The organism is Cellulomonas composti (genome assembly GCF_007990245.1).
GTDB classification, from domain to species: Bacteria; Actinomycetota; Actinomycetes; order Actinomycetales; family Cellulomonadaceae; genus Cellulomonas; species Cellulomonas composti.
Window position 1 is genome coordinate 68,373 of sequence record NZ_BJWG01000004.1, and the last position, 17,058, is coordinate 85,430.

Here is a 17,058-nt window from a genome sequence, read left to right on the forward strand (position 1 = left end):
GCGTCGGTGCCGTGCGGGTGGGCCCATTCTCTCCTGTCGGCCGCCGGCGAGAACCCACGCCGACGGTCAGCCGGCGCGATTCGTTCCCGGGCACCGCGGGTCGGCGGGTCAGCTCTCGACGACCTGCAGCGTGAGGCGGGTGATCGCGAGCTCCTCGTTCGTCGGGTAGACGACGATCGTCGTGCGTGAGGTGTCCGTCGAGATGATCGTCGGGACCTTCTTGCGGCCCGCGTTGCGCTCGACGTCCAGTTCGATGCCGAGTGGTGCCAGACCGGCGAGCGAGAGCGCCCGCACGATGTCGTCGTTCTCGCCGACGCCTGCCGTGAAGGCGATCACGTCGACCCGCCCGAGCACCGCGGCGTACGCGCCGACGTACTTCTTGATCCGGTGCGTGTAGACGCCGAGCGCCGTACGTGCGGCCGGGTCGCCGTCCTCGACGAGCTGGTGGACCGCGCGCAGGTCGTTCTCGCCCGCCATGCCCTTGAGGCCCGAGCGGCGGTTGAGCAGGTCGTCGACGTCGTCGACGCTCATGTCGGCGTTGCGCATGAGGTGGATGAGCACGGCCGGGTCGATGTCGCCGGAGCGGGTCCCCATCACGAGGCCCTCGAGCGGGGTCAGGCCCATCGACGTGTCCACGGCCTGCCCGCCGCGCACCGCCGACGCGGAGGCGCCGTTGCCGAGGTGCAGCACGATCGTGTTGGTGTGCTCGAGCGGGCGGTCGAGGAACTCGGCCACGGCCGTCGAGACGTACTGGTGGGACGTGCCGTGCGCGCCGTAGCGGCGGATCTGGTACTGCGCGGCGACGTCGCGGTCGATCGCGTAGGTCGCGGCTGCCTCGGGCAGGTGGTGGAAGAACGCGGTGTCGAACACCGCGACGTGCGGGACGTCCGGCAGCAGCTCGCGCGCCACCCGGATACCCGTGAGGTTGGCAGGGTTGTGCAGCGGCGCGAGCGGCGCCAGCTCGTCGATCTGGCGCTCGACCTGCGCGTCGATCAGCACCGGGCCGTCGAACAGCGGACCGCCCTGCACGACGCGGTGCCCGACCGCGACGATGCCGGCGTCGGCCAGGCTCGGGCCGACCTCGTCGAACAGGCTCAGCACCAGGCGCAGGCCGGCGCCGTGGTCCGGCACGGGCAGCTCGCGCCGCGTGACCGCGTCGCCCACCTCGTGCTTGACGGTCCCCTCGCCCTCGCCGATGCGCTCGACGATGCCGGACGCGATCGCGCTGCCGTCCGAGGGGTCGACGAGCTGGTACTTGATCGACGACGAACCGGAGTTCACGACGAGCACGCTGCGGCGCGCGGGTGCGGTGGTCATGCGGAGGCCTCCGGGGTCGTGGTGGTGGGGAGCTCGGCCTGGGCCTGGATGGCGGTGATGGCCACCGTGTTGACGATGTCCTGCACCAGCGCGCCGCGCGACAGGTCGTTGACCGGCTTGCGCAGGCCCTGCAGCACCGGGCCGATCGCGACGGCGCCGGCCGAACGCTGCACGGCCTTGTACGTGTTGTTGCCGGTGTTGAGGTCGGGGAAGACGAACACGGTGGCCCGGCCCGCGACGGCCGAGTCGGGCATCTTCGTCTTGGCCACCGACGCGTCCACGGCCGCGTCGTACTGGATCGGGCCCTCGACCGACAGGTCCGGACGGCGTTCGCGGACCAGCGCGGTCGCCGCCCGCACCTTGTCGACGTCCGCGCCGGTGCCGGACTCGCCCGTCGAGTAGGACAGCATCGCGATGCGCGGCTCGATGCCGAACTGCTCGGCGGTCGCGGCCGACGAGATCGCGATGTCCGCGAGCTGTTCGGCCGTCGGGTCCGGGATCACCGCGCAGTCGGCGTACACCAGCACGCGGTCCTCGAGGCACATGAGGAACGCGCTCGAGACGTTCGAGACGCCCGGCGCGGTCTTGATGATCTCGAAGCTGGGCTTGATCGTGTGCGCGGTGGTGTGCAGTGCGCCCGAGACCATGCCGTCGGCGAGGCCGAGCTGCACCATGAGCGTGCCGAAGTAGGACACGGACGGCACGATCTCCCGCGCGCGTTCCACCGTCATGCCCTTGTGCGCGCGCAGCTGTGCGTAGACCGGCGCGAACTTCTCGACGTACTCCGGGTCGTGCGGGTCGATGACGTCGGCCGCGTCCAGCGCGAGGCCCAGCTCGGCCGCTCGTGCGCGGATCGCACTCTCCTCGCCGAGGATCGTCAGGTCCGCGACGCCGCGCTCGAGCAGCGTCGAGGCGGCGCGCAGGATGCGGTCGTCGTTGCCCTCCGGCAGCACGATGCGCTTGCGGTCGGAGCGGGCCCGGTCCAGCAGGCCGTACTCGAACATCAGCGGCGTCACCACGTCGGGGCGGGCGACGTCGAGCCGCGCGAGCAGCGCGGGACCGTCGACGTGCCGCTCGAACAGCGCCAGGGCGAGGTCCACCTTGCGCTGCGAGTCCGACGAGAGACGCCCGCGGGTCCCGGCGACCGTGCTTGCCGTGCGGAACGTCCCGAGGTCGGTCGCGATGATCGGCAGCCGTGACCCGATGCCGTCGACGAGGTGCTGCACGGGCTTTGTGGGGCGGAAGCCGCCGTTGAGGATGATGCCCGCGAGCGTCGGGAACCCGTCGGCCTGGTGCGCGAGCAGCAGGCCGAGCAGGATGTCGGTCCGGTCGCCGGGCGTCATGACGACCGCGCCGTCGGAGATCCGGCCCAGGAGGTGCTCGACCTCCATCGCGCCGACGAGCATGTCGAGCACCTCGCGCCCGAGCAGCTCGGGGTCGCCGGAGATCAGGGTGCCGTTCACCGCGTCGCTGAGCTGGCGCATCGTCGGCGCGCTGAGCAGGGCGCTCTCGGGCAGCGCCCACGCGGGACGACCCGGCTGGTCGAGCAGCCGCTGGACGACGTCGAGCGAGTCGGCTGCGCAGCGGTTCGCGACGACGGCGGCGATGTGCGCGTGGTTGGCGCTCAGCTCGCTCGTCGCGACCTCGACGACCTGTGCGATCTCGCTCGCGGAGCGCCGGTGGCCCTTCACGACGAGCACGACGGGCGCGCCGAGGTTGGCCGCGATGCGTGCATTGAACGCGAGCTCGGTGGGGGAGGAGATGTCGGTGTAGTCGGTGCCCACCACCACGACCGCGTCGCACCGGCGCTCGACGGCGTGGAAGCGCGACACGATCCGGGACAGCGCGGCCTCCGCGTCGGCGTGCACGTCGTCGTACGTGGTGCCGACGCACTCGTCGTAGGACAGGTCCACGCCGTCGTGCTCCAGGAGGAGCTCGAGCACGTAGTCCTTGCTCTCGGTGGAGCGCGCGACGGGGCGGAACACCCCGACACGCTGGACGGTGCGGGCCAGCAGGTCGACGAGGCCGAGGGCGACGGTGGACTTGCCGGTGTCCCCTTCGGGGGACGTGAGGTAGATGCTGCGGGCCACGGTGGGCTGCTCCCAGGTCGTGCGGTGTGTGGTGGTGCGGTGTGTGGTGCGGTACGGGGTGATGCGGGGTCATGCGGGGTCCTGCGGGTCGTGCGTGGTGCCGGACGAGGCTGGGGGCGGACCTTGCGGCCCGCCCCCAGGTCGTCCCCTACTCGTTGTCTCCGCCGGTCGAGATCGTGGCGTCGACCATGTTCGCGTCGGCCTGGTCCTGGGCGTCGGGCCAGACCCAGTCGCGCACCTCGGGGATGTCGTCCCCGTGCGTGCGGGTGTACTCCCGGGCCTCCAGCCGGGCGTCCTGCATGCGCTGGCGCAGGCCGGCGTACGCGGCGCCGAGCCGGTCCACGCGGTCGATCACGTCGATCACCAGGTGGAACCGGTCGAGGTCGTTGAGCATGACCATGTCGAAGGGCGTGGTCGTCGTGCCCTCCTCCTTGTAGCCGCGCACGTGCAGGTGCTGGTGCCCGTTGCGACGGTACGTGAGGCGGTGGATCAGCCACGGGTAGCCGTGGTAGGCGAAGATCACCGGGCGGTCCGCGGTGAACAGGCCGTCGAACTCCTTGTCCGACAGGCCGTGCGGGTGCTCACGCGCGTCCTGGAGGCGCATGAGGTCCACGACGTTGATCACCCGGACCTGGAGGTCCGGGATCTCCCGGCGCAGGATGTCCGCCGCGGCGAGCACCTCGAGCGTCGGGACGTCGCCCGCCGCGGCCAGCACGACGTCCGGCTTCTCGCCCTCGACCTCGGTGCCCGCCCACTCCCAGATCCCCAGACCGCGCGTGCAGTGTGCGATCGCCTGGTCCATGGTCAGGAAGTTCGGCGCGGGCTGCTTGCCGGACACGACGACGTTGACGTACTGCCGGCTGCGCAGGCAGTGGTCGTACGTGCTCAGCAGCGTGTTCGCGTCCGGCGGGAAGTAGACCCGGACGACCTCCGCCTTCTTGTTGATCACGTGGTCGACGAAGCCGGGGTCCTGGTGGCTGAACCCGTTGTGGTCCTGACGCCAGACGTGGCTCGAGAGCAGGTAGTTCAGGCTCGCGATCGGCCGCCGCCACGGGATGTCGTTGGTGACCTTGAGCCACTTGGCGTGCTGGTTGAACATCGAGTCGATGATGTGGATGAACGCCTCGTAGCAGTTGAACAGGCCGTGCCGGCCCGTCAGGAGGTAGCCCTCCAGCCAGCCCTGGCACTGGTGCTCCGAGAGCATCTCCAGCACGCGACCCGCCCGGGCCAGGTGCTCGTCGACCTCGGGGCCCTCGAACTGGGCGTTCCACTGCTTGTCCGTGACCTCGAACACCGACTGCAGGCGGTTCGACGCGGTCTCGTCGGGACCGAAGATCCGGAAGTTGTCCGGATTGCGCCGGATGACGTCGGTGAGCCAGTTGCCGAGGATGCGCGGCGCCTCGCTGATCGACCCGCCCGGGACGGGCACGTCGACCGCGTACTCACGGAAGTCCGGCAGTCGCAGGTCCTTGAGCAGCAGCCCGCCGTTGGCGTGCGGGTTGTCGCTCATGCGCAGGTGCCCCTCGGGCGCCAGCGCGCGGATGTCCGGGTCGATCCGGCCCTCGTCGTCGAACAGCTCGTGCGCGCGGTAGCTCTCGAGCCACGACCGGAGCACCTCGAGGTGCTCCGGGGTGTCGCGCGCGTTGGCGAGCGGTACCTGGTGGGCCCGCCAGCTCCCCGTGGTCTTCTTGCCGTCGATGTAGTCCGGGCCGGTCCAGCCCTTCGGCGTGCGGAACACGATCATCGGCCAGCGCGGGCGGCTCTCGTCGCCGTCGTGCGCGCGCCGCTTGATCTCGGCGATCTCGTCGAGCACCTCGTCGAGCATGGTCGCGAACCGGCCGTGGATCGAGATGTGCGACTCGTCGTCGAACCCGGCGACGAACACGTGCGGCTTGTGCCCGTAGCCCTGCATCAGGTCGGTGAGCTCGTCGTCGTCGATGCGTGCCAGCACCGTCGGGTTGGCGATCTTGTAGCCGTTGAGGTGCAGGATCGGCAGGACCACGCCGTCGTTCACGGGGTTGACGAACTTGTTGGAGTGCCAGCTCGTCGCGAGCGGGCCGGTCTCGGCCTCGCCGTCGCCGATGATCGTCGCGACCAGCAGGTCGGGGTTGTCGAACGCCGCGCCGTACGCGTGCGACAGCGCGTAGCCCAGCTCGCCGCCCTCGTGGATCGACCCGGGCGTCTCGGGCGCCACGTGGCTCGGGATCCCGCCGGGGAAGGAGAACTGCCGGAACAGCCGGCGCACGCCCTCGTCGTCCTCGGTCATGTCCGGGTAGTACTTCGTGTAGGTGCCGTCGAGGTAGGCGCTCGCGACGAGACCGGGGCCGCCGTGGCCCGGGCCGATCACGTAGATCGTGTCCTGCAGGCGCTCCTTGATCACGCGGTTGAGGTGCGCGTACAGGAAGTTGAGCCCCGTCGTCGTGCCCCAGTGCCCGAGCAGGCGCGGCTTGACGTGCTCGCGCGTCAGCGGCTCGCGCAGCAAGGGGTTGTCCAGCAGGTAGATCTGTCCGACCGACAGGTAGTTCGCGGCGCGCCACCACTTGTCGATGCGCTCGAGCGTCTCCTGGTCGAGGGTGGAACCGCTGCCCGCACGCCATGCCGTCGGCGCGGTCGTCGTGGTGCTCATCCGTGCTCCCCGTGATCGTCCGGTGTCCAGCACCGGCCTCGTCGTCAGCCAACCCTGCGGTGCGACGCGGCCGTGGGACGTCAGGCCCACGGGGCGCACTTCACCACCTGCCATACAACCGCAATCCTGGCCCCCGCGCGCGACCTTGGATGTGAGCGATCGCACGTCCACGACGAGCGTGCGGCCCCAGGTCAGCGCCTGCGGGCCGGGCGGTCGTGCGGGGCCGCGCACACGGTCTCGCGGGTTACCGTGAGACGTGCCCGAGCCCACGACGATGCTGCGCGCCGCGGTGCGTCCGCGGATGCTCGTGCTGCTGCTGGTCCTGCTCGCCGCCGCGGGCGTGTGCGGGCTGCTCGGCGCGTGGCAGCTCGACCGTGCGCAGCTGCGCGGACAGGCCGCGCAGGAGCGTCACGAGGCCGAGCAGGCCGCCGCTGCGGCGGTCCCGCTGGGCGACGAGCTCGCCCCGCAGACCTCGTTCAGTGGCGACCTCGTCGGCCGCAAGGTGGCCGTCACCGGAACCTACGACGCGGGCGGTCAGCTGCTCGTGCCCGAGCGGGTGCACGGGGACGAGACCGGCTACCTGGTCCTCACGCCGCTGCGGGTCACCGACGCGGGCGGCGCCGCACCCGCGGCGGGGGCGGTCCTGCCGGTCGTGCGCGGCTGGGTCGCCACCCCCGACGAGGCCGACGTCCCGCTCGCGGGCGAGGTCCGGCTCGAGGGTTACCTGCAGGCCGCCGAGCAGGCGGGGACAGGGGTCGTCGACGGCCGCAGCGACGCGATCTCGTCGGCCCAGCTCGTCACCGCCTGGGGTGGGCCGATCTACACGGGTTACCTCGTCGTCTCGGGCTCCGATCCCGCGCAGTCCGCCGACATCGCGCTCCTCGAGCCGCCGACCATCCCCGGCGCCGGGCTCAACATCCAGAACCTCGCGTACGCCGCCCAGTGGTGGATCTTCGGCGCCTTCGCCGTGCTGCTGTGGCTGCGGCTCGTCCGCGACGAGGCCCGCGGTGACGCGTCCGACGACGGGTCGCGATCCGAGCCTCGGGACGCTGCTGCACCCGCGCCCGCCGGGTCATAGGGTCGGAGCCGAGAGAGGGAGGGCCAGCCGTGCTCGCTGAAGGGACCTACGACGCCGGTGCCGTCGCCGACTACCGCGCCCAGATCGAGGCGCAGGTGGCCGCATGGGACCAGCTCTACGCCGAGCTCTCGACGGACAGCACGCCGGGGGTCGACGTGCTCGAGGCATTCGAGCCGACGTACTTCGCCGCGCTGCTCCAGAGCCTCGAGCTGCGCTTCGTGCACCGGCTGCGGGCCAAGGAGGGCAAGGACGGCAACGCGCTCAACGAGGTGCGGCTGCTGGCCGAGTCGTTCATCTCGAACGACGGCCGGCTGCTTGCGGACAAGCAGATCAAGCTCGACCCCGAGCGTTCGGTCCTGGGGCTGAACCCCGGCGACGACGTGGTGCTCCGGCGCGACGACTTCATGCGCCTCGTGTGGGCGTTCTTCCTCGAGATCGAGACCCGCTACACCCAGTCCTGACCGTCGGTCTCGGTGACCGACCGCCGATGGTCGGCCCGTGGTCAGCTCAGCGGCGGGCGACGGCGGAGCGCCTTGACGTCGCGGCGATGCCGCTCGGCCGTGGCGCGGCGCACGCGCGAGGCGCGGCTCGCGCGGGTCGCGCGGCGGGGCGGTCCCGGAGGTGCGAGCGCGTCGTCGAGCAGCGCGACGAGCCTCAGGACGGCCGCCTCCCGGTTGCGCAGCTGCGACCGGTGCTCGGAGGCGGCGACCGTGAGCACGTCGCCGTGCAGCCGGTGCGCGAGCCGCTCGCGCACCCGATCCTGCTGACCCGGCGTCGCCCAGAGCACGGCGGTGAGATCGACCGACAGCTCGGCGCGCGAATCGGTCGTGTTGACCGACTGGCCGCCCGGTCCGCCGGACCGGGAGAAGCGCCACGAGAGGGCGTCGTCCGGGAGGACGGCGCCCCCGCGCAGGGCGAGGGGCTCGCTCACGGCGACTCGTGCTGCCACGAGCGCCACAGCGCGGCGTAGTCGCCGCCTGCCGCGACGAGTTCGTCGTGCGGACCGATCTCGGTGATCCGGCCGCCGTCGACGACTGCGACGCGGTCGGCGTCGTGCGCCGTGTGCAGGCGGTGCGCGATCGCGACGACCGTGCGCCCGGCCAGCACGCCGTTGAGCGAGCGTTCGAGGTGCCGTGCGGCGCGCGGGTCGAGCAGCGACGTCGCCTCGTCCAGGACGAGCGTGTGCGGGTCGAGCAGCACGAGCCGCGCGAGCGCGATCTGCTGCGCCTGCGCGGGTGACAGCGGCGCGCCGCCCGAGCCGATCTCGGTCGCCAGGCCGTCGGGCAGCGCCTGCACCCACTCCCACGCGTCGACCGCCTCGAGCGAGCGACGCAGCGCGTCGTCGTCGGCCTCGGCGTCCGCCAGGCGCAGGTTGTCCGCGACGCTGCCGACGAACACGTGGTGCTCCTGGGTCACGAGCGCGACGTGGCCGCGCAGCTCGTCGAGCGGGAGGTCGACCAGCGGCACGCCGCCGACGGCGACCGTTCCGCCGGTGGGCGGGTGGATGCCGGCGAGCATCCGGCCGAGCGTCGACTTGCCCGCGCCGGACGGCCCGACGACCGCGAGCCGTTCGCCCGCGCGCAGGTCCAGGTCGATCCCGTGCAGGACGTCGTGCCCCTCGCGGTAGGCGTAGCGCAGCCCGCGCGCGCTCAGGTCCTCGTCGGTGGGCTCGGCCTCGCGGCTCTCGCGGTCCGGCTCGACGAGCTGGACGCCGACGATGCGGGCGAGCGACGTCGTCGCGACCTGGATCTCGTCGACCCAGAAGATGAGCTCCCAGACCGGGCCGGCCACCTGGTAGGTGTAGAGCACGATCGTCGTGACCACGCCGATCGTGACCCTGCCCTCGGACGCCAGCCAGCCGCCCCACAGCAGCACCGCGACGGGCGCCGTGATGAACGCGAAGTCGACGCCCGGGAACAGCACGGTCCGCAGGTTGAGCGTGACGCGCTCGGCGTCGAACGCCTCGGCCAGGTCGGCGTCGGCACGGGCCTGACGACGCCGGCCCAGGCGCAGCGCGTCGACGGTCCGCGCACCCTCGACCGACTCCGTGATCGTGCCGTTGAGCAGCGCGTACGCCGCGGACTCCCGCTGATAGGCCGGGGTGGCCCGGCGCAGGTACCAGCGCACGACGACGAGCATGACCGGCACGCCGACGAACATCGCGACCGCGACGAGCGGGGAGAGCACCACGCACGCGACGACCGTGAGCGAGATCGTCACGACCGCGACGAGCACGCGCGGCACACCGAAGCGCACCGCGTGCTGGAGCTTGTTCACGTCGTTCGTCGTGCGAGCGACCAGGTCGCCCGTGCCGGCGCGTTCGACGGTCGACAGCGGCAGCCCGGTGACGGTCTCGATGAACTCCTCGCGGAGCTCGGCGAAGACCTCCTCGCCGAAGACCATCGAGGTGCGCTGCGCGAACCGGATGAGCACGGTCTGCGTGAGCACCGCCGCCGCGCCGAAGGCGATCAGGGTGTTGACGTAGCTCGCGGTGGTGCCCTGCGTGACGCCGTCGACGAGCCGGCCCAGCAGCCAGGGTCCGGCCAGGCCGGCGATCGCGGCGAGCGTGTGCAGGGTCGCGATGACCACGAGCGGGTGCCGGTGCGTGCGCAGCAGGCGGCCTGCGTACGCGCGCACCGCGGCGCTGTCCGCGATGGGGAGCTTCACGGCCTTCCTCCTGACGGTTCGGCGTCGTCGAGGTCGAGCAGCCGGTCGAAGGCCTCGTCGGAGAGCGGGTCGTCGTCCTGTTCGCCGACCGGCTCGTCGATGCCCGCGTCCTCGTCGCCCTCGTCGTCGAGGTTGCGCCCGACCACGCGGCGGTACGTGTCTGACGAGGGCCCGTCGCCCGCGAGCAGGCCCGCGTGCGTGCCGGTCGCGACCACGCGGCCGTCGACCAGGAGCTGCACCTCGTCGACGTGGTCGAGCACCAGCGGGGACGCTGTCACGACGAGCGTCGCGCGGCCACGGCGGGCGTCCGCGAGCCGGGCGGCGATGCGCGCCTCGGTGTGGGCGTCGACGGCCGACGTCGGCTCGACGAGCAGCAGCACCTCGGGGTCGAGCAGCAACGCCCGGGCGAGCGCGACCCGCTGACGCTGGCCGCCCGACAGCGAGCGACCCTTCTCGGGCAGCTCGCCGTCCAGGCCGTCGGGAACCGACTCCAGCACGTCGTGCGCGTCCGCGAGGGCGATGGCGGCGAGCAGTCGCTCCACGTCGCCGGCCCCGTGCACGTCGAGCTCGGTGCCCAGCGTCCCGGAGAACAGGTGCGGCGTCGCCTCGGCGAGCACGATGCGCTCGCGCACGTCGGCCTTGTCCAGCGTCGACAGCAGAGCGCCGCCCAGCCGGACCGGGGTCGCGGCCTCCGCGTCGTCGTCGAACCGCCCCATGCGCGTGGCGACCTCGGCGGCCGAGTTCGGGTCGGCCGACACGAGCGCGGTGACCACGCCGGGCGTCACGACGACGCCGCTGGTCTCGTCGACGAGCGGGACGTGCGCCGGCGGGGTCGGCGCCGTGGGCGGCGTGGCCCCCGTCGCAGGTACGACCCGCAGCACGTTGACGACCTTGCCCGCGCCCACGTGCGCACGCGTGGCCGACTGGAGCATCATCGTCATCTGCTGCACCGGCCACGACAGGAACGCCGCGAAGCCGTACGTCTGCACGAGCTGGCCCGCCGTGATGTCCCCCGCGAGCGCCAGGTGCGCGCCGTACCAGATGAGCAGGACGACGAACGCGCCCGGCAGGAGCACCTGCAGCGCGTCGAGCCACGACTGCGTGGCCGCGACGTCCACGCCCTTGGCCCGCACGACCTGCGACTGGCGCCGGTAGCGGGCGGTGAAGACGGCCTCGCCGCCGATGCCGCGCAGGATCCGCAGCCCCGAGACGGTGTCCGAGCCGAGCGTGGTGAGCCGGCCGGACGCCTCGCGCTGCGCGACCTGGCGACGTTGCAGCGGCTTGACGAGCAGCCCGAGGCACACCGTGACCGTCGGCAGGCCGAGCAGGACGATCAGGCCGAGCGACAGCGACATCCGCAGCATGACGACCGCCGCGATCCCGTACGCCGCGATCGACCCGACGAACCGGCCCACCACGTGGAAGAGCTCGCCGACCCGCAGCGCGTCGTTCGCGACCGCCGAGACGACCTCACCCGTGGGCAGCTCGGCCGTGATCGTGTGGCCCGAGTGGGAGACCGTGCGTCCGACGAGCTGCGACGACGTGAGCGAGGCCCGCAACCAGTTCTCGACGTCGTAACGGTGGCCGATCGCCGAGGCCGCGGCGGACACCAGGCCGAGCGCGAGCATGGCGCCGGCGGCCCGCCACAGGTCCGAGCCGAAGCCGTGCGCGAGCCCGGAGTCGATCGCGTAGCCGGTGACGTACGGGAGCGTGGCCTGGCACGCGAACATCAGGGTCCCGAGCGCGATCGAGGCCGCGATGATGCCCCACTGCCGGCGGGCGACCCACCACAGGTACGCGATCGGCCCCGTCAGCGGCGGGGTACCGGGATCGTCGAGGGGGAGGGAGCGCACGGACGTCAACGTTACGTGGGGGTACCGACACGGCTCGAATCGATTTCCGGATCTCCTTCCACGAGCCCGACGACGAGCCCGCCGACGAGACCGACGACGGGCCGGACGACGAGCCCGACGAACCCGCGGCCGAGGACCGGACGCGGGACGGGACGTGCTCCGGGCGGCGACTACCCTGTGGGCGTGACCCCGACGCCAGAGCCGACGGCCGCCGCCCCGCAGACCGCTCACCGCCCGGTGCTCGTCGTCGACTTCGGCGCGCAGTACGCGCAGCTGATCGCGCGGCGCGTGCGCGAGGCCAACGTCTACTCCGAGATCGTGCCGCACACGGCCTCGGTCGCGGATCTGCTCGCGAAGGACCCGGCCGCGATCATCCTGTCCGGCGGCCCGTCGTCCGTGTACGCGCAGGGCGCGCCGTTCGTCGACCCCGCGCTGTTCGAGGCCGGTGTGCCCGTGCTGGGCATCTGCTACGGCTTCCAGGCCATGGCGCAGGCGCTCGGCGGGACCGTCGCCCAGACCGGGCGGCGCGAGTACGGCGGCACCGCCGTCGAGGTCGGCGCGCCCGGCACGGTGCTCGCCGGCAGCCCGGATCACCAGACGGTCTGGATGAGCCACGGCGACGCCGTGCACGCCGCACCCGAGGGCTTCGACGTGCTCGCGACGAGCGAGGGGTCCCCGGTCGCCGCGTTCGAGCACCGCGAGCGCCGCCTGTTCGGCGTGCAGTGGCACCCCGAGGTGAAGCACTCGCCGCTCGGCCAGCGGGCGCTCGAGAACTTCCTGTACGAGGGCGCCGGCCTGGCCCCGGACTGGAACCCCGGCAACGTCATCGCCGAGCAGGTCGCGCGCATCCGCGCGCAGGTCGGCGACGCGCGCGTGGTGTGCGGACTGTCGGGCGGCGTGGACTCGTCGGTCGCGGCCGCACTCGTGCAGCGCGCCGTCGGGGACCAGCTCACCTGCGTGTTCGTCGACCACGGCCTGCTGCGCTCGGGCGAGGCCGAGCAGGTGGAGAAGGACTTCGTCGCCTCCACCGGCGTGCGGCTCAAGGTCGTCGACGCGCGCGAGCGGTTCCTGCAGGCGCTCGCGGGCCACACCGACCCCGAGACCAAGCGCAAGATCATCGGCCGCGAGTTCATCCGCGTGTTCGAGGACGCCGCACGCGAGGTCGTCGCCGAGGCGGGCGAGCACGGCACCGAGGTCAAGTTCCTGGTGCAGGGCACGCTCTACCCCGACGTGGTCGAGTCCGGCGGCGGCGAGGGCGCGGCCAACATCAAGAGCCACCACAACGTCGGCGGGCTGCCCGACGACCTGCAGTTCGAGCTCGTCGAGCCGCTGCGCACGCTGTTCAAGGACGAGGTGCGCGCGGTCGGCCTCGAGCTCGGCGTCCCCGAGGCGATCGTCTGGCGCCAGCCGTTCCCCGGCCCGGGCCTGGGCATCCGGATCATCGGCGAGGTCACCGCGGCCCGGCTGGACGTGCTGCGCGCCGCGGACCTGATCGCGCGCGAGGAGCTGACGCGCGCGGGCCTGGACCGCGAGATCTGGCAGTGCCCGGTGGTGCTCCTGGCCGACGTGCGCTCGGTCGGGGTGCAGGGCGACGGCCGCACGTACGGGCACCCGATCGTGCTGCGGCCCGTCTCGTCGGAGGACGCCATGACGGCGGACTGGACACGCATGCCGTACGACGTGCTCGCGACGATCTCGACCCGCATCACCAACGAGGTTCCCGAGGTGAACCGCGTGGTGCTCGACGTGACGAGCAAGCCCCCGGGCACCATCGAGTGGGAGTGACGACGTGACCGACGAGACCGCGACCAGCGACAGCGCACCCGCCGAGGCCGTGAGCCCGGCGCAGGACCGCTGGCGCCACCGTGCGCGCGGTGCGCTCGGGCGCTACCGCGCGATGGCCTGGGTGACCGGGACGCTCCTGCTCGTGCTGTGCGTCGAGCTGGTGCTCAAGCACGTGCTGCACGCGCCCGACTCCGTGCTGCGGTTCGTCACCTGGGTGCCGTTCGCGCACGGGTGGGTGTACGTCGTCTACCTCGTCACGGTGCTCGACCTGTGGTCGACGATGCGCTGGCGCTTCGGCCGGCTCGTGACCATGGTGATCGCGGGCGTCGTGCCCGTGATGTCGTTCGTCCTCGAGCGCAAGGTGCACGCCCAGGGCCTCGCGCGTATCGGCGCCGACGCCTGACCGAAGAGCCCGCGAGCAGACTCGCAGGTCGCCGCGCTGCCTCAGGTAGCGCATGTCCGTTTCGTTCTGACTATCGTCTGACGTGCACCGGTGCGTCGATCGACGCGCCGGACGGCTCAGGGCCTGCGGCCCGGCTCCGGCAGGAAGGAACCAGCAATGGCGACAACTGAGGTCAAGGAGAAGTCCGGCGCACGCACGATGGGGCTCCTCGTCATCATCTTCGGTGTGCTCTACATCGTCCTCGGGGGCATCACCTGGGGTGCGGTCTCGTCGAACCTCGCGGCGGAGAAGATCACGGTCTCCGACGACGCGTCGGCGTTCCAGGGCCAGCTCGTGGACACGCCGTGGGAGGCGTGGGTCCAGGCCGACATCATCAACCACCACGCGCTCGATGCCTCGGGCGGCAAGACCTACGCCGAGCTCGACCGGGAAGACCCGACGCGCGAGACGATGATGACGGCGTCGTTCCTGCGCTCCTCGCTGTTCACGTCGGTCGTCGCGTTCGGCGTGGCGCTCCTCGTGGTGGGCACGGGTGTCGTGCTGATCCTCATCGGCTTCGGCCTGCGCGCGGCAGGGGCGGCGAAGTCGGCCGTCGCGAAGTCGGCCGACCCGGTCGTCGCGGCTCCGGCCGCGGCCGAGCCCGTCCGGCCCGCGCCGGTGGCTCCCGCGGCGCCCGCAGCCCCGGCACCCGCCGCCCCGGCGGCACCGCCGGCGGCGAGCACCCCGCCGGACCCGGTGGTCTGATCACGACGAAGGGCGGCCCCCACCTTGCCGGGCGGGGGCCGTCCTTCGTCGTCACCACGATCGCGGTTCAGGGGGCCGCGCGGCGGTCGCGGCGCGCGCCGGCGATCAGCGAGCCGACGAGCAGGGCTACGCCCGCGCCCGCGACCAGCAGGATCGCGGCGAGCTGCAGGTCGATGCGCAGACCGCCCGCCCACGCGAGCACGCCGACGCCGAGCACGGCCAGCACCAGCCCCCACACCACCGTGCCGACGCGCGGCCCGCGCCGCCGCTCCGGCTGCACCGGCTGCACTGGTTGCATCGGCTGCACCGACTGCACCGGCGCGGTCGTCGGTGCCGGGACCGTCACGGGTGTCGGCATCGGGACCGGAACGGGTGTCGGCACGGGCACGGGTGCCTCGAGAGCTGCAGCAGCCGGCACGGCCGGGTGCAGCACGACGGTGTCGGCCTCGACGGTCTCGTCGGGCTCGCCGAGCGCGTCGTCGCCGACGCTCTCAGGCGCGTCTGCGGACTCGACGGTCTCGTCGGGCTCGCCGAGCGTGTCGTCGCCGACGACCTCAGTCGCCTCTGCGGACTCGACGGTCTCGTCCGGCTCGCCGAGCGCGTCGTCGCCGACGACCTCAGCCGTCTCTGTGGACTCGACGACCGCTGCGGGCTCGACCGCTTCGACGGCTTCGACGGTCTCGGCGGACTCGACCGACTCGACGGTCTCGGCGGACTCGACCGACTCGACCGACTCGACCGACTCGACCGACTCGACCGACTCGACCGACTCGACCGACTTGGCGGCTTCGGCGGTCGCGGACGACGGGGGCGGGCCCGCGGGGGTGGTGGTCTTCTTCTGGGTGCTCATGAGTCCTCCCGGGTGATGGTGACCTCGCCGGCTCCGACCTGGACGTCGAGCACGAGCTGTGCGCCGTCGGCGCGGGTGGCGTCGTCCTGGAACGTGCGACGCCCGAGGCCGAGGCCGCTGATCTGTTCGGGGCTCCCGTCCACGTCCCAGGTCACCGTTCCGGCACCGACGCGGATGCTGGCCTCGACCGCGGCGTCCGCCGGCACGACGACGTGCACGTTGCCGGCGCCGACAGAGACGGGGACGTACAGCGGGTCGTCGGTCATGGGCACCGCCGACAGGTCGAGCGCCGCGTCGCCCATGCCGACCTGCAGGCCCTGCTCCGCGTCGGCGCGGGTCGTCGGGGCGACCGTGCTCGACGAGACGAGGTGGCCGTCGTGACCCGCCTCCCACAGCCAGCCGGGCCGCGCGGCGACGCCGACGGGCACGGAGACCAGCAGCGCGACGATCGCGAGGAACCCGAGCACACCGCTGCTGCGTCCGCGCAGGCCGGCGACCACGATTCCGAGGCCCGCGAGCACGACGAAGATGCCGATGGTCGTGAGCAGGACGGGCCCGTCGAAGGCGCCGGTCCGGTCCGCCGCGAGCAGGGCGGCGAGCGCGATGAGCCCGAGCGCCACGACGATGCCGACCGCGGCGACGCCGGGACCGCCGGCACGACGCCGTGGCGTCGGCGGCGTCATGGGTGGTGGCGTGGCGGTAGTCGGCGCGGGGGCGGTCCGGGTGGCGGTCGGTGCCGGGCCGGGAGCGTACGGGCTCGTCGGATACGGCGCGGTGCCGTACGGCGGACGGGCGGCAGCCGCGTAGGGCAACGGGCCGGCGTACGTCCCCGCGCCGGGGTGCTGCGGCGTGCCGTACGGCGGGCGCGCGGCGGCGGTCGGCGGGTACGCCGTGACGGGGGCGGTCGCGGCCGGGCGCATCGGTGCGGCGGCGGGGTAGGTCCCCGGGCCTGCGACGGGGTGGTCGGCCTGCGGCGGTGTGCCGGCGGGTGGCCGCCTCGTCAGCAGCACGACGACGCCGACGATCATCCCGGCGATCAGCAGGAACCACATCATCCCGGCCACCGCGGACAGCACGTGCGGGACGCCGAGCCCGCTCGGGCCCCAGCCCCACCCGAACGGCGAACCGGAACCCCGCCCGAAGCCGAACAGCACGAAGGCGGCCGCGCCGACGACCGCGGGATCGAACCTGCCCGCGAACAGCTCCTGGACGTGGATGCGACCGTCACGGCGCTCGGGCAGCAGGCCCCAGGCCACGCCGTACGCGACGAGGCCGAAGCCGCCGAGCAGGATCGTCACGCCGAGCACGGCCCGCACGACGAGCGGGTCGATGCCGAAGCGGTCCGCGGCGCCCGCGCACACGCCGCCGATCCAGCGGTCGTCGGCGCGGCTGACGCCGAGGCGGCGCACGCCGTCGAAGAAGCCCGCGCCGGGCGCGGGTCCGACAGGCGGTGGCCCGGTCGGTGCGTCGAACGTCCCTGCCGGCGGTGCGCCGGTGTCGGCGGCGGGGCCGGTCTCGGGTGCTCCCATGGGGGTCGGGTTCTCGTCCATGGCCTCAGCCTGGCGCGGCGCCCGGTGCCCCGGCATCCGGCGACCACCCTGATCGGACCCTGAACCCTGCGGCCCGCCTCCCTGAACCTGACCGC

The 17,058-nt window shown here is 72.9% G+C and carries 13 protein-coding genes; 5 read left to right on the forward strand and 8 right to left on the reverse strand.

Annotation, left to right across the window (positions count from 1 at the left end; translation table 11 throughout):
* Nucleotides 1-108 precede the first annotated feature (108 nt).
* The 3 genes from CCO02nite_RS05875 to CCO02nite_RS05885 form a co-directional block, all read right to left on the reverse strand.
* Nucleotides 109-1,317 carry an acetate/propionate family kinase gene (locus CCO02nite_RS05875; RefSeq protein ID WP_146842210.1) on the reverse strand — a complete coding sequence of 403 codons (1,209 nt, stop codon included), beginning with the start codon at nucleotides 1,315-1,317 and terminating at the stop codon, nucleotides 109-111.
* Nucleotides 1,314-3,407, reverse strand: coding sequence for a phosphate acetyltransferase (gene pta, locus CCO02nite_RS05880; RefSeq protein ID WP_146842211.1), 2,094 nt, complete (start codon nucleotides 3,405-3,407; stop codon nucleotides 1,314-1,316). Before pta ends, CCO02nite_RS05875 begins: the two co-directional genes overlap by 4 nt.
* A gap of 148 nt (nucleotides 3,408-3,555) precedes the next feature.
* Nucleotides 3,556-6,033: a phosphoketolase family protein gene (locus CCO02nite_RS05885; protein ID WP_146842212.1), complete on the reverse strand. Its 2,478-nt coding sequence runs from the start codon at nucleotides 6,031-6,033 to the stop codon at nucleotides 3,556-3,558.
* A 256-nt stretch (nucleotides 6,034-6,289) separates the two neighbouring features.
* Between CCO02nite_RS05885 and CCO02nite_RS05890 the strand changes: the two genes are divergently transcribed.
* Nucleotides 6,290-7,111, forward strand: coding sequence for an SURF1 family protein (locus CCO02nite_RS05890; protein WP_246117377.1), 822 nt, complete (start codon nucleotides 6,290-6,292; stop codon nucleotides 7,109-7,111).
* 29 nt (nucleotides 7,112-7,140) lie between these two features.
* Nucleotides 7,141-7,572: a hypothetical protein gene (locus CCO02nite_RS05895; RefSeq protein ID WP_146842213.1), complete on the forward strand. Its 432-nt coding sequence runs from the start codon at nucleotides 7,141-7,143 to the stop codon at nucleotides 7,570-7,572.
* A gap of 41 nt (nucleotides 7,573-7,613) precedes the next feature.
* On the opposite strand, the gene arfB is transcribed toward CCO02nite_RS05895, so the two are convergent.
* From arfB to CCO02nite_RS05910, 3 genes are read right to left on the reverse strand one after another with little or no spacing between them, the layout of a single operon-like run.
* A complete protein-coding gene (gene arfB, locus CCO02nite_RS05900; RefSeq protein WP_146842214.1) occupies nucleotides 7,614-8,042 on the reverse strand; it encodes an alternative ribosome rescue aminoacyl-tRNA hydrolase ArfB in 429 nt (142 codons plus the stop codon).
* Complete coding sequence (locus CCO02nite_RS05905; protein ID WP_146842215.1) at nucleotides 8,039-9,778, reverse strand: ABC transporter ATP-binding protein; 1,740 nt, start codon at nucleotides 9,776-9,778, stop codon at nucleotides 8,039-8,041. Before CCO02nite_RS05905 ends, arfB begins: the two co-directional genes overlap by 4 nt.
* Complete coding sequence (locus CCO02nite_RS05910) at nucleotides 9,775-11,631, reverse strand: ABC transporter transmembrane domain-containing protein (RefSeq protein ID WP_146842216.1); 1,857 nt, start codon at nucleotides 11,629-11,631, stop codon at nucleotides 9,775-9,777. The genes CCO02nite_RS05905 and CCO02nite_RS05910 overlap by 4 nt, the downstream gene beginning before the upstream one ends.
* Before the next feature lie 183 nt (nucleotides 11,632-11,814).
* On the opposite strand from CCO02nite_RS05910, the gene guaA reads away from it, so the two are divergent.
* The 3 genes from guaA (at nucleotide 11,815) to CCO02nite_RS05925 (ending at nucleotide 14,563) form a co-directional block, all read left to right on the forward strand.
* Nucleotides 11,815-13,416: a glutamine-hydrolyzing GMP synthase gene (gene guaA, locus CCO02nite_RS05915; protein WP_146842217.1), complete on the forward strand. Its 1,602-nt coding sequence runs from the start codon at nucleotides 11,815-11,817 to the stop codon at nucleotides 13,414-13,416.
* Nucleotides 13,417-13,420: 4 nt separating this feature from the next.
* Entirely contained in the window at nucleotides 13,421-13,819 is a 399-nt protein-coding gene (locus tag CCO02nite_RS05920; protein ID WP_146842218.1) for a DUF3817 domain-containing protein, read from the forward strand.
* A 156-nt stretch (nucleotides 13,820-13,975) separates the two neighbouring features.
* Complete coding sequence (locus tag CCO02nite_RS05925; RefSeq protein WP_246117378.1) at nucleotides 13,976-14,563, forward strand: aromatic ring-opening dioxygenase LigA; 588 nt, start codon at nucleotides 13,976-13,978, stop codon at nucleotides 14,561-14,563.
* A 67-nt stretch (nucleotides 14,564-14,630) separates the two neighbouring features.
* Here the strand turns inward: CCO02nite_RS05925 and CCO02nite_RS05930 are convergent, their stop codons facing one another.
* Nucleotides 14,631-15,413, reverse strand: a complete 783-nt coding sequence (locus CCO02nite_RS05930) for a ribonuclease E domain-containing protein (protein WP_146842219.1) — start codon at nucleotides 15,411-15,413, stop codon at nucleotides 14,631-14,633.
* Nucleotides 15,410-16,963: a PspC domain-containing protein gene (locus CCO02nite_RS05935; RefSeq protein WP_186812592.1), complete on the reverse strand. Its 1,554-nt coding sequence runs from the start codon at nucleotides 16,961-16,963 to the stop codon at nucleotides 15,410-15,412. The genes CCO02nite_RS05930 and CCO02nite_RS05935 overlap by 4 nt, the downstream gene beginning before the upstream one ends.
* Between the last annotated feature and the right edge of the window lie 95 nt (nucleotides 16,964-17,058).

Coding starts and splice junctions, on each gene's coding strand:
- CCO02nite_RS05925 (WP_246117378.1), top strand. CDS start 13,976: ATGGCGACAACTGAGGTCAAGGAGAAGTCCGGCGCACGCACGATGGGG.
- CCO02nite_RS05885 (WP_146842212.1), bottom strand. CDS start 6,033: ATGAGCACCACGACGACCGCGCCGACGGCATGGCGTGCGGGCAGCGGT.
- CCO02nite_RS05935 (WP_186812592.1), bottom strand. CDS start 16,963: ATGGACGAGAACCCGACCCCCATGGGAGCACCCGAGACCGGCCCCGCC.
- CCO02nite_RS05875 (WP_146842210.1), bottom strand. CDS start 1,317: ATGACCACCGCACCCGCGCGCCGCAGCGTGCTCGTCGTGAACTCCGGT.
- CCO02nite_RS05930 (WP_146842219.1), bottom strand. CDS start 15,413: ATGAGCACCCAGAAGAAGACCACCACCCCCGCGGGCCCGCCCCCGTCG.